A 21,618-nucleotide genomic window follows, 5' to 3' on the forward strand; every position below is an offset into this window, starting at 1 on the left:
AACATGAACAAGACCCTTGCGCTCCTGACCCTGGCCCTGGCCGCCCCCGCCTTCGCGCAGACCGCGCCGTCCACGCAGCAGCCCCGCCCGTCCAACGAGCAGGTGGTGGTACCGCAGGTGGAGCGGCGCGACGTGAAGCTGCCGAAGTTCCCGTCCAAGGACTTCGAGGTCGGCGCCTTCGGCGGCATCTACTCCACCGAGAACTTCGGCGCCAGCGGCATCGCCGGCCTGCGCGTGGGCTACCACATCACCGAGGACTTCTTCGTGCAGGGCAACCTGGCGCAGACGAAGGTCAGGGACGAGGCCTTCCGCCAGCTGCTGCCGGGTGGGGGCATCTTCCCGAACCCGAAGGAGACGCTGTCCTACTACAACCTGAGCGCGGGCTGGAACCTGCTGCCGGGCGAGGGCTTCATCGGCGCCAACCGCGCCAAGGCCACGGCGCTGTACGTGCTGGCCGGCGTGGGCAGCACCAAGCTGGTGGAGCGGCGCCGCCAGACGATCAACTTCGGCATCGGCCTGCGCATGCTGCTGGCCGACCGCTGGGGCGTGCACGTCGAGCTGCGTGACCACGTGTTCTCCACCGACCTGCTCGGTCCGAAGCAGAGCACGCACAACGTGGAGCTGACCGGCGGCTTCGGCTTCTATTTCTGACCGATGGATCCGAAAGAGGAAGGACCCTTCATGACCCACCCGCACCGCCTGCCGCGCCGCTCGTTGCTCGGCCTGGCCCTGCTGGCCGCGGCGCATGCCGCCGGCGCGTCCGTGTCACCGCGCGCGATGGCGCCCGACTTCACGCTGCGCCAGATCGACGGCCCCAACCTGCGCCTGGGCGAGCAGCGCGGCCGCGTGGTGATGGTGAACTTCTGGGCCACGTGGTGCGGCCCGTGCCGTGTCGAGCTGCCGCATCTGGCGCGCCTGCACGACAAGTACCGCGGCTCGGGCTTCACGCTGCTGGGCGTCAACATCGACGAGGACCCGAACGCCGCGCGCGCCCTGGTGGGCAAGATGGGCCTGAAGTTCCCGGTGCTGCTGGACACCGACAAGAAGGTGGTCGGCAGCTACGACCTCAACGCCATGCCGGCCACCGTGCTGATCGACAAGGATGGCCGCGTGCGTTACCTGCACCGCGGCTATCGCGAAGGCGTGGAGCAGACCTACGAGCAGCAGGTCCGCGAACTGCTTCGGGAGTAGACGCCATGCAACGCCGATTCCTCTGGGTGATGCTCGCGCTGGCGGGCACGCTGGGCGGCTGCGCGATGCCGCAGCCCTGGGTCAAGCCGCACGAGCGAGAGCGCCTGGCCGACCCGATCATGCAATGGCAGGGCGACGTGCTGGCGTCCAAGAACAGCCAGCACGTGCGCGACATCCGCGAGGGTGCGCGCGGCGCCAACGGCGTGCAGGGAGGCGGCTGTGGCTGCAAGTAGGAACCTGCTCGCGCGCTGGCTGCGCGCCGTGGGCGCGCTGCTGGGCGGCAGCCTGGCCGTGGGCGGCAGCGCCAAGGCCGCGCCGCTGCCCGCCGACCGCGCCGAAGCCATGTACCACCGCTACAGCGGCGGCGGCCTCACCTCCGACGGGCCGGCGCTGTTCCTGCGCAAGAGCCTGGGCGACCGCATCTCGCTGTCGGGGCAGGTCTACGTGGACGCGGTGAGCAATGCGTCGGTCGACGTGGTCACCACCGCCAGCCCCTACAAGGAGCGCCGCAACGAGCTGAGCCTCGGGCTGGACTACGTGGTGCGCGACTCCAACCTCACGCTCGGCCTGTCGCGCAGCGACGAGCCCGACTACAAGGCCGACGCGCTGTCGGTGGACGTGTCGCAGGAGACCTTCGGCGGCATGACCACCGTGAACCTGGGCTTCACGCGTGCGGCCGACAAGGTGGGCGCGAAGAACCTGGGCTTCTTCGACCAGGCCAAGCACTGGCAGTACCGCGTCGGCGTGACGCAGATCCTGACGCCCAAGTGGCTGGCCAGCCTCAACCTCGAGGCCATCTCCGACAGCGGCTATCTCGGCAACCCGTACCGCGCCGCGCGCGTGTTCGGCGCCGCCGTGCCGGAGAACCTGCCGCGCACGCGCAGCTCGCGGGCGATCAACCTGCGCGCCATCGGCGACCTGGGCAGCCGCGACGCGGTGCGCGGCTCGTACCGCTACTTCTGGGACAACTGGCAGGTCAAGTCGCACACGATCGAAGGGGGATACAGCCGTTACGTCGGCGAGTCTTTCCTGCTCGACGGTTTTCTGCGCCACTACCGGCAGGACGGCGCGTCGTTCTACAGCGACAACGCGCAGAGCCAGGCCACCTACGTCACGCGCAACCGCCAGCTCGGCACCTACGACGGCAACACGCTGGGCGGCAAGGTGACCTACAGCTGGCGCAAGGTGCCGGGGCAATACGAGATCAAGTTCAACGGCGCCCTCGAGGTGCTGCGATACCAGTACAGCGACTACACCGACCTGCGCACCGGGCGCCCCTACAGCCTGTCGGCCACGGTGCTCCAGCTCTACGTCACGGCCAACTACTAGAAGCGAGCATGACCATGCAAGCCCTCCTTCGCCACCTGGCGCTCGGCGCCGCGATCGCCCTGGCCACCCTGGCCGCGCGGGCGCAGAGCGCCCCCGCCGCGCCGGCCGCTCCCCCGTCGGCCCAGGCCGCGCAGCCGGCCGTGGCCGCCGCGGCCCCTGCGGCGCCGGCGGCGCCCGCCGCTCCGGCCGCCAGCCTGGACAGCCGCGTGCAGGACCTCAAGTCCGACGTCATCAAGCTCAACCGCGACCTGCTGGTGCTGGAGGAGGAACTGCTGTTCCCGGCCAACACGCAGGTGGCGCTGTTCGTGTCGATGGACGTGGGCAAGCTGTTCGAGCTGGACTCGGTGCAGATCAAGCTCAACGACAAGCTGGTCACGAACTACCTCTACACGCCCAACGAGGTGCAGGCACTGCACCGCGGCGGCGTGCAGCGCGCCTACGTGGGCAACCTCAAGAGCGGCACGCACGAGGTCACCGCGTTCTTCACCGGCAAGGGCCCGCACGTGCGCGACTACAAGCGCGCCACGACGATCAAGTTCGACAAGGGCGCCGAGCCGAAGTACATCGAGCTGCGCATCAAGGACTCCGCGGGCAAGCTGCAACCTGAGTTCGATGTGAAGGTATGGTGACCCCCCCCCGTTGCGGCTTCGCCGCTCCCCCCCAGGGGGGCGGCGCAGGCGGACCGGCGGAGCCGGGTCCGCTGCGCCTGCTTGGGCGCTTGTGTGCCGTGCCTGGCCTGGTGGCGTTGGCGTGTGCATTGGCTGTGGGCGGCGCGTCGGCGCAGTCCTCGGCTTCGCCTTCGGCGCAGTCCTCGGCTTCGGGCGCGGCGCCGTCTGCGTCCGGTGCTCCCGAGGTCAAGCGGCCGGTGATGGCGCCTCACTATGGCGACACGCTGTTCCACTTCTACCAGGACAAGTACTTCAGCGCGGTCACCGGGCTGATGGTGTCGCAGCACTTCAAGCGGGTGTCGCCGCACGACGACGACAGCGAGATCCTGCGCGGCGGCCTGCTGCTGTCGTACGGCATGCACCGCGAGGCGGGGCAGATCTTCGCGCAGCTGATCGAGCGCGGCGCGCCGCCTTCCGTGCGCGACCGGGCGTGGTACTTCCTGGCCAAGATCCGCTGGCAGCGCGGGCTGCAGGCCGAGGCCGAGGAGGCCATCGGGCGCATCGCCGGCAAGCTGCCGGCGCCGCTGGAAGAGGACCGCGGGCTGCTGCAGGCCAATCTGCTGATGGCGCGCGGCGAGTTCGCCGGCGCGGCCGAGGTGCTGCGCGGCATGACCGACGTCAAGAATCCGTCGCAGGTGAGCTACTTCGCCCGCTACAACCTGGGCGTGGCCCTGGTGAAGGCCGGCGACGTGGCCGGCGGCAGCGCGCTGCTGGACGAGGTGGGCCGCATGCCGTCGGCCACCGAGGAGCAGCGCAGCCTGCGCGACCGCGCCAACGTGGCGCTGGGCTTCGCCGCGCTGCAGGACAACCGCGCCGCCGACGCGCGCCGCGTGCTGGAGCGCGTGCGGCTGCAGGGCCTGCATGCCAACAAGGCGCTGCTGGGCTTCGGCTGGGCCGCCGCGGCGGCGAAGCAGCCGGACAAGGCCCTCGTGCCCTGGACCGAACTCGCCGGCCGCAGCGTCGGCGACGCCGCCGTGCTGGAAGCCAAGATCGCGCTGCCCTACGCCTATGCCGAACTGGGCGCCTACGGCCAGTCGCTCGAAGGCTACGAGAGCGCGGTGAGCCAGTTCGACACCGAGCAGGGTGCGCTGCGCGAGTCGATCGAGGCGATCCGCGGCGGCAAGCTGGTGGAAGGGCTGGACAAGGCCAACCCCGGCGAGGAGATGGGCTGGTTCTGGGCGCTGCAGTCGCTGCCCGAGATGCCGCATGCCGGCCACCTGACCCAGGTGCTGGCACAGCACGAGTTCCAGGAGTCGTTCAAGAACTACCGCGACCTGCTGTTCCTGGGCCGCAACCTGGCGCAGTGGCGCGACAGCCTGGGCGCCTTCCGCGACATGCTGGCCGAGCGCCGCAAGGCCTTCGCCGAGCGCCTGCCCGCCACGCAGACCGGTGCGCAAGACCGCAGTGCCGCGCTGGCCGCGCTGAAGCAGCGCCGTACCACGCTGGCCGCCGAACTGGACCGCGCGCAGCGCGAGACGGACGTGGTGGCGTTCGCCGACGCGAAGCAGGACGACCTGCTGCAGCGCCTGGCCTCGGTGCAGGCCGCGCTCAAGGCCAACGACAAGGACCCGGAGCTGGCGCGTCATGCCGACCGCGTGCGACTGATGGCGGGCCGCCTGGCCTGGGACCTTGCGCAGGACTTCCCGGGCCGCGTGTGGACAGCGCAGAAGGCGCTGCGCGACGCCGACGCCACGCTGGTCGAGGCCGAGGCGCATGACCAGACGCTGGCGCGCGCGCGCACCGAGGAGCCGGCAAAGTTCGACGCCTTCGCGCGCCGCATCGACGCGCTCGAAGCGAGCCTGAACGCACTGATCCCGCGCGTGGCGGCGCTCACCACCGAGCAGCAGCAGGCGGTGCAGGGCATCGCCGTGGCCGAGCTCACGCGCGCCCAGCAGCGCCTGGCCGAGTACCAGACGCAGGCCCGCTTCGCGCTGGCCCAGCTCTACGACCGGGCCAGCCTCGCCACCAACGCCACCACCAAGGAGACGGGCGATGCGCCGCGTCGTTAGTCGTCCCTCGCTCGTCGCAGCCGCCTGCGCCCTGGTGCTGGCGGGCTGCGGCAGCAGCCCCAAGGCCCCGCCGGGCGACGATGCACCCACGCTGGCCAGCCTGGGTTCGCGCAGCGTGGCGGTGGACAAGGAGCGCCGCGTCGCGTCCGACGAGACGCAGGCCATCGCCGCCTACCGCCGCTTCCTCGACACCGCGCCGCAGGCCAAGGACGCACCGCAGCGCGCCGAGGCGATGCGCCGCCTGGGCGACCTGGAGATGGACGTCGCCGACAACCGCAGCGTCACCGGCGCCAATGCCGGCGCGCCGGACTACAAGGCCGCCGTCGCTCGCTACCAGGAGTTCCTGCGCAACTTCCCGAAGGACCCCGGCAACGACCGCGTGCTGTACCAGCTGGCCCGTGCCCAGGAGCAGGGCGGCGAGCTGGAGACCGCGCTGAAGACGCTCGACCAGCTCGTGGCCACGTACCCGAACACGGCCTACCGCGAGGAGGCGCAGTTCCGCCGCGGCGAACTGCTGTTCACGCTGCGCAGCTATCCGGCGTCCGAACAGGCCTACGACGCCGTGCTGGCGCAGAACGCCGGCACGGTGTTCAAGGATCGGGCGCTCTACATGCAGGGCTGGGCCCGCTTCAAGCAGGGCAAGCTGGAAGAGGGCCTGCAGTCCTTCTTCGGCGTGCTCGACGGCAAGCTCGCCGGCCGCGGCGACCAGCCGCTGGAGACGCTGCCCGGCCTGACGCGCGGCGACCGCGAGCTGGTGGAAGACACCTTCCGCGTGATGAGCATCTCGCTGACCAACCTGCAGGGCGCCGATGCGATCCCCGCCTACGTGAAGGACGAGCGCCGCAAGGGCTACGAATTCCGCGTCTACGAGCAGCTGGGCGAGCTCTACATCAAGCAGGACCGCGTCAAGGACGCGGCCGACACCTACGCCGCCTTCGTCAAGCGCAACCCGATGCATGCGCAGGCGCCGGTGCTGCAGGCCAAGGTGATCGACATCTACGAGGCCGGCGGCCTGCCCACGCTGGCGCTGGACGCCAAGCGCGAGTACGTCGGCCGCTACGGCGTGAACAGCGACTTCCGCAAGGCCAACCCCGAGGGCTGGAACAAGGCCCAGCCGCTGGTGAAGACGCGTCTGGCCGAGCTGGCGCGCCACTACCACGCCAGCGCCCAGAAGACCAAGGCCAGCGCCGACTACCAGGAGGCGGTGCGCTGGTACCGCGACATCATCACCGGCTTCCCCGGCGAGCCCGACACCGCGCGCAACCACTTCCTGCTCGGCGAACTGCTGTACGAGGATTCGCGCTGGAGCGAGGCCGCGGTCGAGTACGAGAAGGTGGCCTACGGCTACGCCAAGCACGACAAGAGCGCCGACGCCGGCTACGCCGCGCTGCTGGCCTATGCCGAGCTGGACAAGCGCGCCGCCGCGACCGACAAGCCCGCGCTGCAGCGCCAGGGCGTGGACAGCTCGCTGCGCTTCGCCAAGGCCTTCGACAAGGACCCGCGCGTCGCACCGGTGCTGACCAACGCCGCCGACCGCCTGTATGCGCTGAAGGACCCGGAGCAGGCGCAGAGCGTGGCCGAGCGCGTGCTGGCGCTGGACCCGCCGGCCACCGCCGAGCAGCGCCGCGTGGCCACGACCGTGATCGCGCACACCGCGTTCGAGGCCGGCGACTTCGCCCGCGCCGAGAAGCGCTATGGCGAGGTGCTGGCCCTGGTGCCCGAGCGCGACACCGCGCGCAAGGACCTGGTCGAGCGCCAGGCCGCGGCGATCTACAAGCAGGGCGAGGCGGCGCAGAAGGCCGGCAACGCGCGCGACGCGGTGGGGCACTTCAGCCGTGTGGCGGCCGTGGCGCCGCAGTCCACCATCCATGCCACGGCGCAGTACGACGCCGCCGCGGCGCTGATCGGCATCAAGGACTGGGACGCCGCCGCCCGCACGCTGGAGGACTTCCGCCAGCGCTTCCCGAAGCACCCCCTGGTGGACGACGCGTCGGCCAAGCTGGCGGTGGCCTACCTGGAGCGCGGCCGCTGGAGCGAGGCCGCCGGCGAGTTCGAGCGCGTGGCCGCGTCGGGCAAGGACCCCAAGCTCGCGCAGGAAGCGCTGTGGCAGGCGGCCGAGCTGCACGGCAAGGGCAACAACCGCGTGGCGTCGGCCAGGGCCTACGAGCGCTACCTGAAGCAGTACCCCGAGCCGTTCGAGCGTGCCGTGGAAACGCGTCACCGCCTGGCCTTGATCGCCAGGGCCGACGGCAACGCCAAGCGCGAGTTCGAGCTGCAGCGCGAGATCCTGGCCGCCGACCAGCGTGGCGGCGCGGCGCGCACCGACCGCACGCGCTACCTCGGCGCGATGGCGGCGCTGGCGATGGCGCAGCCCGCGGTGGACGACTACCGCAAGGTGGCACTGGTGGAACCGCTGGCGCGCAGCATGAAGAACAAGAAGGCGAAGTTCGAGACGGCGCTCAAGGGCTTCTCGGCGGTGGCCGACTACGGCGTGGCCGACGCGATCACCGCGGCCACCTTCCACACCGCCGCGCTGTACCAGGACTTCGGCAAGGCCATGATGGCCTCGCAGCGCCCGCGTGGCCTCAAGAAGCTCGAGCTGGAGCAGTACAACGTGCTGCTGGAGGAGCAGGCCTTCCCGTTCGAGGAGAAGGCCATCGAGCTGCACGAGGTGAACGCCCGCCGCACCGCGCAGGGTGTGTACGACGAATGGGTGCAGAAGAGCTTCACCGCGCTGCGCACGCTCAAGCCGGGCCGCTACGCGCGCGTCGAGCGCAGCGAAGGAGTCGTCAATGAGATCCGTTGAGTCGCGCGGATCGGCGCTGCTGGCCGCCCTGGCGCTGCTGGCGCTGTCCGGCTGCGCCAGCGTCACCGAAGTGGTGAAGAAGCCGGTGGAGGCGGTGCAGCAGGCGATCGCTGCAGCGCCGGCCGCGGCCGCATCGGCCCCGGCGGCGCCGCCCGCGAAGGCGGCGCCAGCCCCGGTGGCGGTGAGCGCCGACGCCCAGCGCGCCTTCGAAACCGCCAAGGCCGCGCTGCGCGCCGGCCGCACCGCGGACGCCGAGCGCGCGTTCCGCGACCTGGCCACGCGCCATCCGGAGCTCGGCGGCGCACATGCCAATCTCGGGCTGATCCTGCGCAATGCCGGCAAGCACGACGAGTCGGTGGCTGCGATGGAAAAGGCCGTGAAGGCCAGCCCGTCGCAGCCGGTGTTCCAGAACCAGCTCGGCCTGAGCCTGCGCCATGCAGGCAAGTTCGCCAAGGCGCGCGAAGCCTACGAGGCGGCGATCGCGCTCGACCCCGGCTATGCCGACGCGCACCTGAACCTGGGCGTGCTGCTGGACCTGTACATGGCCGAGCCTGCGCTCGCGCTGGTGCACTACGAACGCTATCTCGCGCTCGTGCCGGGCGGCGACGCCGGCGTGGGCAAGTGGGTGGCCGACCTCAAGACTCGCAAGACCGCGAGCGTCGCGCAGGCCGACGCCAAGAACACGAAGAAGGTGCCATGACGATGAAGCGACTCATTGCCGTCGTGCTCGCTGCCGCATCGCTGCAGGCCGTGGCGCAGGACCGCGCCGACATCGACCGCACGCAGATCCTCGGCAATCGCGAGTTACCAAAAGTACTCTACATCGTGCCGTGGAAAAAGCCCTTGCCCGGGGATCTGGCAGGACGACCATTGGTGAGTGTGCTCGACGAGGCGCTTGCGCCGGTCGACCGGGACGTGTTTCGCCGCCAGGTGAACTACCACGGACAGGTCGCCGCGAAGGTCGCCCCGGCAGGCAAGCAGCCCTGATTCCCCCCATCCGAAACGTCATCACGCTAGAGACCCCCGTGCCTGCCGCCCTCGCAGGTGCCCCGATCGAAGGAGAAGCCCCATGAGCATCATCGAGTTCGCGATCAAGTTCTTCCAGGACAGCGGCCTGGCCATCTACCCCAGCATCCTGATCATGGCCATCGGCATGGCGATCGCGGTGGAGCGCTTCGTGTTCCTGGCCAAGGCCCGGGCCGCGAACCGCGCGCTGTGGGACAAGATCCAGCCCCAGCTGCAGAGCGGCAAGCTCAAGGAAGTGCACCAGATCGCGAGCAACTCCGACGCCGCCGTCGGCAAGATCGTCGCCTACGGCCTGCAGCGCATGCAGAGCCCCGGCCGCCGCGAAGACGTGGACGCCGCGATGGAGGAGGGCATGATGGAGATCGTGCCGCGCCTGGAGAAGCGCACGCACTACATCGCCACCTTCGCCAACGTGATCACCCTGGTGGGCCTGCTGGGCACCATCATCGGCCTGATCAAGGGCTTCACGGCGGTGTCCGCGGTGAACCCGGCCGAGAAGGCCGAGATGCTGTCGGCGTCGATCTCGATCGCGATGAACAACACCGCCTTCGCGCTGACGGTCGCGATCCCGTTCCTGCTGATCCACGCCTTCCTGCAGGCGCGCACCAGCGAGATCGTCGACGGCCTCGAAGCCGCCAAGATCAGCTTCCTGAACGCGACCCAGCGACTGAAGGCCGAGTCGGCCGCCGCCGCGCGCTGAGAACAAGAGTCCAGGGAGGACTTCCCACATGCGCTCCAGTCGCATCCGCCGCCAGGCGGCCGAGCTCGACGTCACGGCCTTCATCAACCTGATCGTGGTGCTGGTGCCGTTCCTGCTGTCGACCGCGGTGTTCACGCGCCTGTCGGTCATCGACCTGTCGCTGCCGGCGCAGAACTCTGGCGTCGAGCAGCTCAAGGTCGACGACCTCAAGCTCGAGGTCGTGATCCGTCCAGACTCGATCGAGGTCGGCGACAAGATCGGCGGCCTGATCTCTCGCATCCCCAACACGCCCACCGGCCACGACACCGTGGCGCTGGCCCAGGTGATCGAGCAGCTCAAGGCCCGTTTCCCGACCCAGGCCAACGCCACCGTGCTGGCGCTGCCCGACACGTCCTACGACGCGCTGATCCAGGTGATGGATGCTGTGCGCGAGCGGCCCGTGCCGCCGTCGGGCAAGGGTGACGCGGTGCCGCTGTTCCCGGACATCTCCATCGGCGACGCGCCTCTGGCGAAGAAGACATGAGCAAGCTCACCGGCATCCAGAAGCGCGCCGAACGCAAGGAGCGCAACAAGATGGGTCTGGACATGAACCTCGTGTCCCTGATCGACATCTTCACCATCCTGATCTTCTTCCTGATGACCAGCGCCGCCGGCGTCGAGGTGCTCAGCACCAGCAAGGCCGTGCAGCTGCCGCAGTCGCACACCGACAAGATGCCGCGCGAGACGGTGGTCATCGTGGTGGCGGGGCAGGACATCCTGGTCGAGGGCCGCAAGGTCACCACCGTGGACGAGGCCCTGGCCACCGCGGGCGACGAGATCGCGCCGCTGAAGGCCGAGCTGGCGCTGCACTCGGCCAAGCAGGTGGTGCGCGCCGAGAACAAGGCGCAGGGCAAGGCCGTCACCATCATGGGCGACAAGGACATCCCCTACCGCCTGCTGCGCAAGGTGATGGCCACCGCGGCCCGCGCCGACTTCAGCGACGTGTCCTTCGCGGTCACGAAGAAGGCGAAAGCATGAGCGCGCCGGGCCGTTCCCAAGCGCTCGCCCCGAAGCGCAACGCGCGGAGGGTTGTCCGATGAGCGCTGCAGCGATGGCCGCCGGTGCCGGCGGCGTCTCGTTCCGCACGCCGTACCTCGCGTGGTCGTATGCGCCGCAGGACGAGCAGCGATTCCGCAAGGTGCTGGGGCGCATCCTCCTGGGTGCGCTGATCGCCTGCGTGGCCTTCACGCTGCTGCCGCGGCCCAAGGAGGAGCGCGTCGTGCAGGAGGTGCCGCCGCGGCTGGCCAAGCTGCTGCTCGAGCGCGACAACGTGCCGCCGCCGGCCGTCAAGCCGGTGCCGCCCAAGGCCGACCCGGCGCAGCAGCGCAAGGCCGAGAACGACAGCACCGCGACGCCCGAGCCCAAGCGGCCCGAGCCCAAGCGCGAGGCCGCCAAGGGCGCCCCGGTGCCCGAGGCACGCAACCCGATCGCCGGGCGTCCGCCGGGCGAGATCGACGCGGCGCGCCGGCGCGTGGCCGGCATCGGCCTGCTGGCCAACAGCAAGGACCTCAACGAGCTGCGCGGCGCCCCGGTGGCGGTGCAGCTGCGCACCGACATCAAGCAGGGCCCCGGCGTGGGCACCGGCGTCGGCGTGGGTGTCGGCGCGGGCAACGAGCAGGGCATCCCGATCCGCTCGATGATCACGTCCAACGCCCAGGGCGGCAGCGGCGGCATCAACACCGCGTCCTACAGCAACTACACCGGCGGCGGCGGTCTGGCGGGCCGCGCCACGACACTCGTGGCCGGCGCCGCCGGGGGTGGCGGCGGTGGCGGCCCGGGCGGCGGCGGTGGCGGCGGCAAGGGCGACGGCACCGGCCTGGGCAGCGGCGACGGCGTCAAGGGCGCCAAGGGCGGCGTGCTCACCAAGGGCGGCAGCGGCAAGGCGTCGCGCTCGATCGAGGAGATCAAGCTCGTCTTCGAGCGCAACAAGGGTGCGATCTACGCGCTGTACAACCGCGCGCTGCGCGAGGACCCGTCGCTGCAGGGCAAGGTGGTGGTGGAGCTGAAGATCGCGCCGTCGGGCGAGGTGGTCGGCTGCCGCGTGGTCTCCACCGAGCTGAAGACGCCCGACCTGGAGACCAAGCTCGTGGCCCGCATCCGCGGCTTCGACTTCGGGGCCAAGGACGTGGACACGATGGTCGTGACCTGGCCGGTGGACTTCCTGCCGTCATAGGCCCCCCCCCGTTGCGCCTTCGGCGCTCCCCCCAGGGGGGCGGCGCCGGCGGGCCGGCGGAGCCGGTCCCGCGGCGCCTGCTGAACTGCGCTCGACGGCCCCCTGGGGGCCGTCTTGCTTGGTGCGGCGAGAATGGGGGCATGGCGTCTTGGTCGGATATCGCGCAGCTTGGGCTGCTTGTCGTGGTGGTCGTGCTGCTGCTGTGGCTGGCGCTGCGGCGGGACGGGCGGGGGGTGGAGGACCTGGAGCGCAACCTGCGCGCGGACGTGCAGGACAGCGCGCGGGCGACGCGGCAGGAGCTGACCGCCACGCTGGCGGCGTTCCAGCAGTCGCTGCTGGCCCAGAGCGGCGACGTGGCGCGCACGCAGAACGAGCAGATCGATTCCTTCCGCACCCAGCTGGCCGCGATGCAGCAGCGGGTGTCGGACGACACGCGTGCCGCGCGCGAGGCGCAGGACGCGGCGCTGCACCGGTTCGGGCAGGCGCAGGCCGAGCAGCTGCGCGCGCTCGGTGACGCCAACGACAAGCGCCTGGCCGAGGTGCGGCAGGTGGTGGAAGCGCGGCTGACGCAGATCCAGGCCGACAACGGCCAGCGCCTGGAGCAGATGCGCGCCACCGTCGACGAGAAGCTGTCGGCCACGCTGGAGCAGCGCCTGGGCGAGAGCTTCAAGCAGGTGGCCGAGCGGCTGGAGCAGGTGCACAAGGGCCTGGGCGAGATGCAGACGCTGGCGCGCGACGTGGGCTCGCTCAGCCGCACGCTGGCCGGCGTGAAGAACCGCGGCGTGTTCGGCGAGGTGCAGCTCGGCGCGCTGCTGGCCGACGTGTTCACGCCCGACCAGTACGCCACCAACGTGGAGACGGTGCCCGGCAGCCGCGAGCGCGTGGAGTTCGCCGTGCGCCTGCCCGGCCGCGGCGGCCCGGGCGACGGCGAGGCGCCGCTGTGGCTGCCGATCGACGCCAAGTTCCCGCGCGAGGACTACGAGCGCCTTCTCGACGCGCAGGAGCGTGCCGACAAGGACGGCGCCGACGCCGCCGGCAAGGCCATCGAGACGCGGCTGCGGGCCGAGGCGCGCACGATCCGCGACAAGTACATCGCCGCGCCGCACACCACCGACTTCGGCATCCTGTTCGTGCCCACCGAGGGCCTGTACGCCGAGGCGCTGCGCCGGCCCGGGCTGGTGGACGCGCTGCAGCGCGAGCACCGCGTGGTGCTGGCCGGCCCGACCACGCTGATGGCCATGCTCAACAGCCTGCAGATGGGCTTTCGCACGCTGGCGCTGGAAAAGCGCAGCGCCGAGGTGTGGCAGGTGCTGGGCGCGGTGAAGACCGAGTTCGGCAAGTTCGGCGACGTGCTGGCCCGCACCAAGGACAAGATCGACGCGGTGAGCAAGTCGATCGAGGCGGCCGAGGTGCGCACGCGCGCGATGGCGCGGCAGCTGCGCAGCGTCGAGGCGCTGCCGGCCGAGCGCGTACCGGACCTGCTCGGCCTGGACCTGCCCGACGACGAGGAGTCGCGTCCCCGATGAGCGTTGCCGGCCGCGTCACGCCGCGCGGCGCCTTCTGGCTCGTGGTCAGCACCCTGGTGGGCCTGCATGCCTGCATGGCGGCCACGCGCGTGGCGGCGATGCTGGCGGTGCTGGCGCAGGGCTTTCCGGAATGGACCGTGGGCGCGCTGCTCAGCCTGTACGGGCTGGCGCCGATCGTCATCTCGATGTGGGCGGGCCGCATGGCCGACCGCTACGGTTTCCACCGGCCGGTGCGCTGGGCCGTGATCGCGGCGCTGTCCGGTGCGGTGCTGCCGGTGATCACGCAGCACATCGCGGCCCTGGCGATGTCGGGCCTGCTCACCGGCGGGGCGGTGGCGTTCGCGGCGGTGGCGATCCAGCGCGAGGCGGGCCAGATGGCGCGCGACCCCGACGACCTCAAGCGCGTGTTCAGCTGGGTGGCGCTCGGCCCGGCGCTGTCCAACACGTTCGCGCCGGTGATCACCGGGCTGCTGATCGACCATGCCGGCTACCGCGCGGCCTTCGCCTTCGGTGCGCTGCTGCCGCTGTTGGCGGTAGCCTGCGCGGCGCGCGTGCCGCGGGCCGTGCCGCCGGGCGACTCGACGCTGCGCGAGGCGCCGGTGGGCGGCAGCGTGATGGACCTGTGGCGCATCCCCACGCTGCGCAACCTGCTGCTGGTCAACGTGGCGATGGCCGCGTCATGGGACGCGCACAGCTTTACCGTGCCGGTGGTGGGCCATGCACGCGAGTACAGCGCCTCGGCCATCGGCCTGGTGCTCGGGTCGTTCGCGGTGGCGGCCACGGTGATCCGCCTCGTGATCACGAGCCTGGCGCACCGCATCGACGAGCGGCGCTCCCTGCTGAGCGCCATCGCGGTGGCCAGCGTGGCGCTGCTGGCCTATGCGTGGCTGCCCGGGGTGGCCGGCATGATGGCCGGGTCGGCGCTGCTGGGGCTGGCGCTCGGCTCGGTGCAGCCGATGGTGCTGTCGATGCTGCACCAGGCCGCGCCCGAGGGCCGTCAGGGGCAGGCGCTGGGCCTGCGCATGCTGTTCACCAACGCGGCCACGATCGCGATGCCGCTGGGCTTCGGCTTCCTGGCTGCGGCCACGTCGAGTGCCGCGCCGATGTGGCTGATGGGCGCGGCGCTGCTGCTGGCGCTGGTGCCGGCGCACCGGCTGGGCCGCTAGCGAAGCGCGCGGGGCCGCCGGGGCCCGCGCTGCCCGTTCCGGTCAGAACCGGAAGCCGGACGGCCGCGAGCCGGTGTCCTGCGGCGCGGCCTGCGGGGTTTCGTCGCGCGGCGCTGCGGCGGGGGCGGCCCGCCGCTCCACCAGGGGCGCGGCGGCCGGGGCCTGGTAGCTGGCCGGCAGCACCGACTGTCGCGGGTAGCCCGCGATGTCGAGCGTTTCTTCCCAGTTCACCGCGTTGAAGCCGCGCAGCATCTGGCCGCCGACGCGCAGCGCGGGCGCCTCCGGGCCGCCGACGATGCGCTCCCAGGCCTCGCGGTCCTCGGCCGTGTCGGCCACGCGCTCGGAAAACGGCACGCCGCGGCGCACGAGCATCTGGCGCGCCAGGGTGCAGGGGTTGCAGTTGGTGGCCGTGTACAGCGTGACCGGAAACCGCGTGGCCACCTGGCGCAGCGCGAAGGGCAGTGCGGCGGTGTCGCCGGTGCTGGTGCCGTCGCGGTTGACCGGCACCACCTTGCCGCCGCTGGCCTGCGGCGGGCGGTCGGTGTAGGTGACGCGGCCGTCGGGTTCCACCACCTTGAACAGCGCATGCGCGCTCGTGGCGGCCAGCGCGAGCGTGGCGGCCAGGGCAGGGACGAGGCGATGGGATTTCATCGACCCGAATCTACCGCCTGACGCGGCGCGGCTCAAGCCATGCCTTGATGGCGCAGCAGCGCATCGATACGGGGTTCACGACCGCGGAAGGCGACGAAGTTCTCGAGCGCGGTGCGGCTGCCCCCCGCTTCGAGAACTTGTTCACGAAGCCGGCGCCCGGTGGCCACCGACAGCGTCCCGGTCTCCTCGAACGCGCTCCAGGCGTCGGCCGACAGCACCTCGGCCCACTTGTAGCTGTAGTAGCCCGCGGCGTAGCCGCCGCCGAAGATGTGCGAGAAGCTGTGCGCGAAGCGGTTGTAGGACGGCGGCTGCACCACGGCGACCTGCGAGCGCACCTCGTCGAGCACGCGCTGCATCCGGCTGCTGGCGCCGGGCTCGCTGTGGATGCGCATGTCGAACAGGCCGAACTCGAGCTGGCGCACCATCGCCATGCCGCTCTGGAAGTTGCGGGCGGCGACCATCTTGTCGAACAGCTCGCGCGGCAGCGTGGCGCCGGTGTCCACGTGGGCGGTCATGCGCTGCAGCACGTCCCATTCCCAGCAGAAGTTCTCCATGAACTGGCTGGGCAGTTCCACCGCGTCCCACTCCACGCCCTGCAGGCCCGACACGCCCATGTCGTTCACCTGCGTGAGCATCAGGTGCAGGCCGTGGCCGAACTCGTGGAACAGCGTGATCACGTCGTCGTGCATCAGCAGCGAGGGCGCGTCGCCCACCGGTGGGGCGTAGTTGCACTGCAGCGTCGCCACGGGCGTCTGCAGCGTGCCGTCCGGCCGCGCCCAGCGCTCGCGCACGCCGCCCATCCAGGCGCCGGGCTGCTTGCCCGGGCGCGCGTAGGCGTCGAGGTAGAACTGCGCCAGCAGGCGGCCGTCGCGTTCGACGCGGTAGAAGCGCACGCTGTCGTGCCACACCGGCGCGGTGTCGGGGCGGATCTGCACCTCGAACACGGTCTGCACGATGTCGAACAGGCCGGCCAGCACCTTGGGCTCGGTGAAGTAGCGCTTGACCTCCTGCTCGCTGAAGGCGTAGCGCACCTCCTTCAGGCGTTCGCTGGCATAGGCCACGTCCCAGGCCTCGAGCTGGGGCAGGCCCAGTTCGGCGGCCGCGAACTCGCGCAGCTCGGCCATGTCGCGCTCGGCGAAGGGCCGGGCGCGGGCCGCCAGGTTCTGCAGGAAGGCGTCCACCTCGGCCGGTGAGCGCGCCATCTTGGGCACCAGCGACATGTCGGCGAAGGTGGGATGCCCCAGCAGCGCGGCGGCCTCCTGGCGCAGCTCCACCAGCTCGCGCATCAGCGGGCCGTTGTCGCGCTCGGGCGGGCCGAACTCGCTGGCCCGCGTGACGTAGGCCTTGTAGAGCGCCTCGCGCAGCGGGCGGTGGCTCGCGTACTCGATCACCGGCCGGTACACGGGCTGGTGCAGCGTGAGCCGGTGCGTGCCGTCGCTGCGGCCCTGGGCCTGCGCCGCCTCGAGCGTGGCCTGGCGCACGTCCTCGGGCACGCCGTCGAGCTGGGCCGCGTCAACGTACAGCTCGAAGCCGTCGGTCGCGTCGAGCACATGCTCGTGGTACTTCTGCCCCAGCTCGGCCTGGCGCTCCTGGATCTCGGCGAAGCGCGTCTTGGCCGCGCCGGTGAGCTCCGCCCCCGACAGCACGAAGTCGCGCAGCGCGTTGGACAGCGCCTTGCGCCGCGGCGCGCTCAGCGTGGCGGCGGACGGGCTTGCCGCGATGGCCTTGTACTTGGCGTACAGACGCTCGTCGGCGCCGAGCCGGGTCAGGAAGGCCGTGACGCGCGGCAGGTTGGCGTTGTAGGCCTCGCGCATCGCCGGCGTGTCGGCCACCGCATTCAGGTGCGACACCACGCCCCAGGCGCGGCCCAGGCGTTCGGTGGCCACGTCCAGCACGGCCGACATCGCGTCGTAGTCGGGCGCCACGTCGGGGCCGACGGCGCGCTCGAGCGCCTGTTCGGCCTGCTGCAGCAGGGTGTCGATGGCGGGCGTGACGTGGTCCGGGCCGATGGCGCGGAAGTCGGGCAGGGCGTCGAACTGGAGCAGGGGATTGGTCATGGGTGGTCCTTGGCGGCTTGCTGCGCCGCCTGCAGGGTGTTCATCAGCAGCATTGCGATGGTCATCGGGCCGACGCCGCCGGGCACCGGCGTGATCCAGCCCGCGACCTCGCGCACGCCTTGGAAGTCGACATCGCCGCAGAGTTTCCCGTCGTCGCCCCGATTGATGCCCACGTCGACGACGATGGCTCCGGGCTTGACCATGTCCGCGGTAAGGGTGCCGCGCCGCCCCACGGCGGCCACGACCACGTCCGCCTGGCGGGTGTGCACGGCGAGGTCGGGGGTGGCGCTGTGGCAGACGGTGACCGTGGCATGCGCCTGCAGCAGCAGCAGGGCCATCGGCTTGCCCACCGTGTTGCTGCGGCCGATGACCACCGCATGCCGGCCGCGCAGCGGCACGCCGGTGGACTCGATCAGCTTCATGCAGCCGAAGGGCGTGGCCGGCCGCAGGCCCGGCAGGCCGGTCATCAGCTCGCCCGCGCTGGCGATCGAGAAGCCGTCGACGTCCTTGGCCGGGACGATGGCCTCGATCACCGCGGTGGGGTCGAGGTGGCGCGGCAGCGGCATCTGCACCAGGATGCCGTGGATGGCCGGGTCCCCGTTCAGGGCGGCGACGCGCGCCAGCAGGTCCGTCTGCGACATCGACGCGTCGTAGCGCTCGAGCACCGAGTGGAAGCCGGCCTCCTCGCAGGCCTTGACCTTGTTGCGCACGTACACGGCGCTGGCGGGGTCGTCGCCGACGAGGATCACCGCCAGCCCGGGGCGCCGGCCGGTGTCGGCGAGCATGCGGGCGGCGGCCTGGGCGGCGTCGGCACGGACCTGGCGCGCGATGGCGGCGCCGTCGATGATCTGGGCTGTCAAGCGGGTCTCCGGGTGAGCGGTGCGGCGGCTAGGGCGGGGCCCTGGAGCGAACAAGGCCGCTCGCGGCGGCCTTGGGCGGGAGGGCGTCGGACGCTCAAGCCTTGGCGGTCTGCGCGCCGAGCGCGATCTTGAGCAGGTCGGCCACGGTGTTGGCGTTGAGCTTTTCCATGATGTTGGCGCGGTGCGCCTCCACCGTCTTGATGCTGATGCCCAGGTCGTCGGCGATCTGCTTGTTCAGCCGGCCGGCGACGATGCGCTCCAGCACCTGGGCCTCGCGCGTGGTCAGGCGCGACAGCAGCGCGTCGCGGCTGGCCTGCTCCTGGTGGTGCGTGAAGGCGCTGCGAGCCTGGTCGAGCATCTTCTCCACCAGGCCGAGCAACTCGTCTTCCTTGAACGGCTTCTCGATGAAGTCCATCGCGCCCTTCTTCATCGTGGTGACCGCCATCGGCACGTCGCCGTGGCCGGTGATGAACACGATGGGCAGCGGGCTCTTGCGCTCGATCAGGCGGTCCTGCAGTTCGAGGCCGCTCATGCCGTCCATGCGGATGTCCACCAGCAGGCAGGCCACCTCGCGCGGGTCGAAGCGCGACAGGAAGGATTCGGCCGAGTCGAAGCACTTGACCCGGTAGTCCTTGCCTTCGAGCAGCCACTGCAGCGAATCGCGCACGGCCTCGTCGTCGTCGACGACATAGACGGTGCCCTTCTTGGGGATCAGGCTCATGGTGTGGTGGGGTTGGCGGGTGCGGCATCGCGCTCGAGGAGCGCGGGCGAGGGTTGGGCGGGGCCCGGGGCCTCGCTGCGGCTGGTCAGTTCGACCGGCAGCGTGAAGGCGAAACGGCACCCCACGACAGTGGTTCCATTGTAGAGGTTCTGGGCCTTCATCCGGCCCCGGTGCGACTCGATGATCGACCGGCACAGCGCCAGGCCGATGCCCAGGCCCTCGGCCTTGGTCGAGAAGAAGGCCTCGTAGAGCCGGGCCAGCACGTCCTCGCGCACGCCGGGGCCCTGGTCGGTGACCGAGAACTCGATCACGCCGCCCTCCTCGGGCGTGTGCCGCGGCACGACGCGCAGCTCGACGTGGCGCCGCGACGGCGGCAACTGCGCGGCGTCGATCGCCTCGGCGGCGTTCTTCAGCAGGTTGAGCACCACCTGCTGGATCAGGATCGGGTCGCACGACAGCATCGGCAGGCGCTGCGCGACGTAGGTGGTCAGCGCCACGTTGCGGCGCCGCAGCTCGATGCCGGCCAGTTCGAGCACGTCGTCGACGATGGCGCGCGCCTGGGCCTGCTGGCGCTGCGGCTCGCTGCGCTTCACGAAGCTGCGGATGCGCTGGATGATCTGCGCCGCGCGCTCGGCCTGGCGCGAGGTCTTGTTCAGCGCCTCGATCAGGTCGTCCTTGCCGATCGACTCGGCGCGCACGCGCGAGACCATGCCGTTGCAGTAGTTGGTGATCGCCGCCAGCGGCTGGTTCAGCTCGTGCGCCACCGAACTGGCCATCTCGCCCATCGTCATCAGGCGGCTGGTGACCTGCGCGCGCTCGGCCTGGCGCGCGGCCTGCTCCTCGATGCGCCGGCGCGACGTGATGTCGGTGGCGATCAGCATCTGCGCCAGGCGGCCGTCGGTCCACTGCAGATAGCGCGAGCGCACGTCGAACCACTTCTTCAGCGGCTCGATGTAGACCTCGCGCGGGTCGGCCCCCGACGCCGTCAGCGACTCGGCGGGCATGCCCGACAGGCTGTCGACGTCGTCGCCCTCGTCGCCCGCGGCCAGGTAGGGCAGCGCCAGCGACTGGCCGGCCAGCTGCGCATGGCCCTTGGGGTCGGCGCCGAACCAGAGCCGGTAGCTGCGGTTGGCGAACAGCAGCTCGCCCTGCTGCACCGACAGCACCGACACCGCCGCGTCCAGGCCCTCCAGCACGGTGGTGAAGCGCTCGTGCGACGCCGAGAGCTGGTCGCGGATGCGCTTGGCCTCGGTGATGTTGGTCATCGACGTCATCCAGCCCGTCTGCTGGCCGCGCGAGTCCACCAGCGGCGACACATACATGCGGGCGTCGAACACGCCGCCGTCCTTGCGCATCACCTTGACCTCGATGCCGCCGGCCGGGCTGCGGCCCTGCAGTTCCTGCTGCAGCAGCCGCGTGTTCTCCTCGATGCGGTCGAGCGGCCAGTAGGGGAAGGGCGGCAGCCGGCCGACGAGTTCGGCCTCGGCGAAGCCCGTCATGGCGCAGAAGGCGGGGTTGACGTAGGTGATGCGGCCTTCGGTGTCCATCGCGCGCATGCCGGTGAGCATGGAGTTCTCCATCGCGCGCCGGAAGTTCGTCTCCTGGACCAGGGCGTTCTGCATCTGGCCGCGCCGCCGCATGTGGCGCCACGTCCCCAGCAGCATCCACACCGTCAGCACCGACAGCGCCAGCACCATCCAGAACAGGGTGTTGCTGACCAGGCCCACCGACGTGCGCCAGCCCATGCCGCGCAGGGCCAGCCCGTTGGCCGCCGGTGCCAGCGGCAGGTCGACCACGATCGTGGGCCGGCTGGTGGTCTGGCCCGGCATCTGCAGCACGCTGCCGGCGAGTTCGTGCCCGTCGGCGTCGACCACGGCCACGGTGTGCCGCTGCGTCACCTCGGGCGGCACCATCTGGCGCAGCATCGACTCGATGGAGTACTCGACCACCAGGGCGCCGTTGAAGCTGCCGGAGTCGAACAGCGGCACATAGAGCTGGAACACCGCCGTGCCGTTGGCCGTGCGGAAGGCGCCGGAGTAGTTCGGCGTCCGCAGGGTGCGCGCATTGATGAAGGCCCGCTCGGCCTGCGAGTCCTGGTTGGCCACCGGCAGGTTGGGCGCGAGCGCGCCGCCGCTGGGGTTGACTTCCGGATGGAACACCGCCGCGGCATGGCCGGCGCGCAGCGCCCGGTTGGCCCCGATCCACGACACGTGCGTGATGGCCGTGCGCTCGCGCGCGAAGTCGGCGGCCACGGCGGCGAACGACGAGGCGTCCACCGAGCGGTCGCTGATGTCGCGCGCCAGGCGCAGCAGCTGCTCGAGGTCGTCCGACAGGTACAGCCGCACCTGCTGCTGCGAGATCTCGGTGTCGCGCTGGACCGCGTCCGCCTCGCGCTCGATTTCCTCGTTGCGCAGGTACCAGAAGGCCGCGATGATCGCCGCGAGAAACAGCAGCACGGAGATCAGCGGCCCGATCGTCGCGAACCGGTCCTGGCGGGTCGGCGACTGGCGCCGCCACCAGCGGCCGAACAGCCGCTGGGCGCGGGGCAGGGTGGCTTCGCTGGCGCCGGACGGCTCGGGACGCGGTTGCATGGACGCGGATTATCGAGGGCGAGCGGCCTCCGGAACCCTCTGAATTTCATTATGCGATACGGCCAATCATGATTTGAAAAAATCGAGGATTGATGCGACACTGCG

The 21,618-nt window shown here is 71.0% G+C and carries 20 protein-coding genes; 15 read left to right on the forward strand and 5 right to left on the reverse strand.

Annotation, left to right across the window (positions count from 1 at the left end; all coding sequences use genetic code 11):
- Positions 1-3 precede the first annotated feature (3 nt).
- From AC2EAQ_RS15250 to AC2EAQ_RS15320, 15 genes are all read left to right on the forward strand, one after another.
- Positions 4-651, forward strand: a complete 648-nt coding sequence (locus tag AC2EAQ_RS15250; RefSeq protein ID WP_484645195.1) for an outer membrane beta-barrel domain-containing protein — start codon at positions 4-6, stop codon at positions 649-651.
- A 30-nt stretch (positions 652-681) separates the two neighbouring features.
- A complete protein-coding gene (locus AC2EAQ_RS15255; protein ID WP_484645196.1) occupies positions 682-1,191 on the forward strand; it encodes a TlpA family protein disulfide reductase in 510 nt (169 codons plus the stop codon).
- 5 nt (positions 1,192-1,196) lie between these two features.
- Positions 1,197-1,424, forward strand: coding sequence for a DUF4266 domain-containing protein (locus AC2EAQ_RS15260; protein WP_484645197.1), 228 nt, complete (start codon positions 1,197-1,199; stop codon positions 1,422-1,424).
- The gene (locus AC2EAQ_RS15265; protein WP_484645198.1) at positions 1,411-2,520 is read left to right on the forward strand and encodes a DUF3570 domain-containing protein; all 1,110 of its coding nucleotides are present in this window, start codon (positions 1,411-1,413) and stop codon (positions 2,518-2,520) included. The genes AC2EAQ_RS15260 and AC2EAQ_RS15265 overlap by 14 nt, the downstream gene beginning before the upstream one ends.
- A 14-nt stretch (positions 2,521-2,534) precedes the next feature.
- Positions 2,535-3,149: an AraC family transcriptional regulator gene (locus AC2EAQ_RS15270; RefSeq protein WP_484645199.1), complete on the forward strand. Its 615-nt coding sequence runs from the start codon at positions 2,535-2,537 to the stop codon at positions 3,147-3,149.
- Between the two features lie 239 nt (positions 3,150-3,388).
- Positions 3,389-5,197, forward strand: a complete 1,809-nt coding sequence (locus AC2EAQ_RS15275) for a tetratricopeptide repeat protein (RefSeq protein WP_484645239.1) — start codon at positions 3,389-3,391, stop codon at positions 5,195-5,197.
- Complete coding sequence (locus tag AC2EAQ_RS15280; RefSeq protein WP_484645200.1) at positions 5,181-8,003, forward strand: tetratricopeptide repeat protein; 2,823 nt, start codon at positions 5,181-5,183, stop codon at positions 8,001-8,003. The genes AC2EAQ_RS15275 and AC2EAQ_RS15280 overlap by 17 nt, the downstream gene beginning before the upstream one ends.
- Positions 7,990-8,703 (forward strand): tetratricopeptide repeat protein, encoded by a 714-nt coding sequence (locus AC2EAQ_RS15285; protein ID WP_484645201.1) that lies wholly within the window; start codon positions 7,990-7,992, stop codon positions 8,701-8,703. The genes AC2EAQ_RS15280 and AC2EAQ_RS15285 overlap by 14 nt, the downstream gene beginning before the upstream one ends.
- Complete coding sequence (locus tag AC2EAQ_RS15290; RefSeq protein ID WP_484645202.1) at positions 8,700-8,990, forward strand: hypothetical protein; 291 nt, start codon at positions 8,700-8,702, stop codon at positions 8,988-8,990. The genes AC2EAQ_RS15285 and AC2EAQ_RS15290 overlap by 4 nt, the downstream gene beginning before the upstream one ends.
- Positions 8,991-9,072: 82 nt before the next feature.
- Positions 9,073-9,729 (forward strand): MotA/TolQ/ExbB proton channel family protein, encoded by a 657-nt coding sequence (locus AC2EAQ_RS15295; RefSeq protein ID WP_484645203.1) that lies wholly within the window; start codon positions 9,073-9,075, stop codon positions 9,727-9,729.
- Between the two features lie 28 nt (positions 9,730-9,757).
- Positions 9,758-10,252 (forward strand): ExbD/TolR family protein, encoded by a 495-nt coding sequence (locus AC2EAQ_RS15300; RefSeq protein WP_484645204.1) that lies wholly within the window; start codon positions 9,758-9,760, stop codon positions 10,250-10,252.
- A complete protein-coding gene (locus AC2EAQ_RS15305) occupies positions 10,249-10,746 on the forward strand; it encodes an ExbD/TolR family protein (protein WP_484645205.1) in 498 nt (165 codons plus the stop codon). The genes AC2EAQ_RS15300 and AC2EAQ_RS15305 overlap by 4 nt, the downstream gene beginning before the upstream one ends.
- Before the next feature lie 58 nt (positions 10,747-10,804).
- Entirely contained in the window at positions 10,805-11,941 is a 1,137-nt protein-coding gene (locus tag AC2EAQ_RS15310; protein ID WP_484645206.1) for an AgmX/PglI C-terminal domain-containing protein, read from the forward strand.
- 140 nt (positions 11,942-12,081) lie between these two features.
- On the forward strand, positions 12,082-13,467 hold the full coding sequence (locus tag AC2EAQ_RS15315; protein WP_484645207.1) for a DNA recombination protein RmuC: 1,386 nt from the start codon (positions 12,082-12,084) through the stop codon (positions 13,465-13,467).
- Positions 13,464-14,633: an MFS transporter gene (locus AC2EAQ_RS15320; RefSeq protein ID WP_484645208.1), complete on the forward strand. Its 1,170-nt coding sequence runs from the start codon at positions 13,464-13,466 to the stop codon at positions 14,631-14,633. Before AC2EAQ_RS15315 ends, AC2EAQ_RS15320 begins: the two co-directional genes overlap by 4 nt.
- A gap of 42 nt (positions 14,634-14,675) precedes the next feature.
- Here the strand turns inward: AC2EAQ_RS15320 and AC2EAQ_RS15325 are convergent, their stop codons facing one another.
- The 5 genes from AC2EAQ_RS15325 to AC2EAQ_RS15345 all read right to left on the reverse strand — a co-directional run bounded on the left by AC2EAQ_RS15325 (position 14,676) and on the right by AC2EAQ_RS15345 (position 21,513).
- On the reverse strand, positions 14,676-15,284 hold the full coding sequence (locus AC2EAQ_RS15325; protein ID WP_484645209.1) for a glutaredoxin family protein: 609 nt from the start codon (positions 15,282-15,284) through the stop codon (positions 14,676-14,678).
- A 32-nt stretch (positions 15,285-15,316) separates the two neighbouring features.
- On the reverse strand, positions 15,317-17,341 hold the full coding sequence (locus AC2EAQ_RS15330; RefSeq protein WP_484645210.1) for a M3 family metallopeptidase: 2,025 nt from the start codon (positions 17,339-17,341) through the stop codon (positions 15,317-15,319).
- Positions 17,338-18,201: a bifunctional methylenetetrahydrofolate dehydrogenase/methenyltetrahydrofolate cyclohydrolase FolD gene (folD, locus tag AC2EAQ_RS15335; protein ID WP_484645211.1), complete on the reverse strand. Its 864-nt coding sequence runs from the start codon at positions 18,199-18,201 to the stop codon at positions 17,338-17,340. Before folD ends, AC2EAQ_RS15330 begins: the two co-directional genes overlap by 4 nt.
- Positions 18,202-18,295: 94 nt before the next feature.
- Positions 18,296-18,922 (reverse strand): response regulator transcription factor, encoded by a 627-nt coding sequence (locus tag AC2EAQ_RS15340; RefSeq protein WP_484645212.1) that lies wholly within the window; start codon positions 18,920-18,922, stop codon positions 18,296-18,298.
- Entirely contained in the window at positions 18,919-21,513 is a 2,595-nt protein-coding gene (locus AC2EAQ_RS15345) for a PAS domain-containing sensor histidine kinase (protein ID WP_484645213.1), read from the reverse strand. The genes AC2EAQ_RS15340 and AC2EAQ_RS15345 overlap by 4 nt, the downstream gene beginning before the upstream one ends.
- Positions 21,514-21,618 lie beyond the last annotated feature (105 nt).

It is taken from the genome of Aquabacterium sp. T101, assembly GCF_057219775.1.

Excerpts from the sequence above, each read along its gene's own strand:
- AC2EAQ_RS15250 (WP_484645195.1), top strand. The coding sequence starts at position 4 with ATGAACAAGACCCTTGCGCTCCTGACCCTGGCCCTGGCCGCCCCCGCC.
- AC2EAQ_RS15255 (WP_484645196.1), top strand. The coding sequence starts at position 682 with ATGACCCACCCGCACCGCCTGCCGCGCCGCTCGTTGCTCGGCCTGGCC.
- AC2EAQ_RS15260 (WP_484645197.1), top strand. The coding sequence starts at position 1,197 with ATGCAACGCCGATTCCTCTGGGTGATGCTCGCGCTGGCGGGCACGCTG.
- AC2EAQ_RS15270 (WP_484645199.1), top strand. The coding sequence starts at position 2,535 with ATGCAAGCCCTCCTTCGCCACCTGGCGCTCGGCGCCGCGATCGCCCTG.
- AC2EAQ_RS15275 (WP_484645239.1), top strand. The coding sequence starts at position 3,389 with ATGGCGCCTCACTATGGCGACACGCTGTTCCACTTCTACCAGGACAAG.
- AC2EAQ_RS15280 (WP_484645200.1), top strand. The coding sequence starts at position 5,181 with ATGCGCCGCGTCGTTAGTCGTCCCTCGCTCGTCGCAGCCGCCTGCGCC.
- AC2EAQ_RS15285 (WP_484645201.1), top strand. The coding sequence starts at position 7,990 with ATGAGATCCGTTGAGTCGCGCGGATCGGCGCTGCTGGCCGCCCTGGCG.
- AC2EAQ_RS15290 (WP_484645202.1), top strand. The coding sequence starts at position 8,700 with ATGACGATGAAGCGACTCATTGCCGTCGTGCTCGCTGCCGCATCGCTG.
- AC2EAQ_RS15295 (WP_484645203.1), top strand. The coding sequence starts at position 9,073 with ATGAGCATCATCGAGTTCGCGATCAAGTTCTTCCAGGACAGCGGCCTG.
- AC2EAQ_RS15300 (WP_484645204.1), top strand. The coding sequence starts at position 9,758 with ATGCGCTCCAGTCGCATCCGCCGCCAGGCGGCCGAGCTCGACGTCACG.
- AC2EAQ_RS15305 (WP_484645205.1), top strand. The coding sequence starts at position 10,249 with ATGAGCAAGCTCACCGGCATCCAGAAGCGCGCCGAACGCAAGGAGCGC.
- AC2EAQ_RS15310 (WP_484645206.1), top strand. The coding sequence starts at position 10,805 with ATGAGCGCTGCAGCGATGGCCGCCGGTGCCGGCGGCGTCTCGTTCCGC.
- AC2EAQ_RS15315 (WP_484645207.1), top strand. The coding sequence starts at position 12,082 with ATGGCGTCTTGGTCGGATATCGCGCAGCTTGGGCTGCTTGTCGTGGTG.
- AC2EAQ_RS15320 (WP_484645208.1), top strand. The coding sequence starts at position 13,464 with ATGAGCGTTGCCGGCCGCGTCACGCCGCGCGGCGCCTTCTGGCTCGTG.
- AC2EAQ_RS15325 (WP_484645209.1), bottom strand. The coding sequence starts at position 15,284 with ATGAAATCCCATCGCCTCGTCCCTGCCCTGGCCGCCACGCTCGCGCTG.
- AC2EAQ_RS15330 (WP_484645210.1), bottom strand. The coding sequence starts at position 17,341 with ATGACCAATCCCCTGCTCCAGTTCGACGCCCTGCCCGACTTCCGCGCC.
- AC2EAQ_RS15340 (WP_484645212.1), bottom strand. The coding sequence starts at position 18,922 with ATGAGCCTGATCCCCAAGAAGGGCACCGTCTATGTCGTCGACGACGAC.
- AC2EAQ_RS15345 (WP_484645213.1), bottom strand. The coding sequence starts at position 21,513 with ATGCAACCGCGTCCCGAGCCGTCCGGCGCCAGCGAAGCCACCCTGCCC.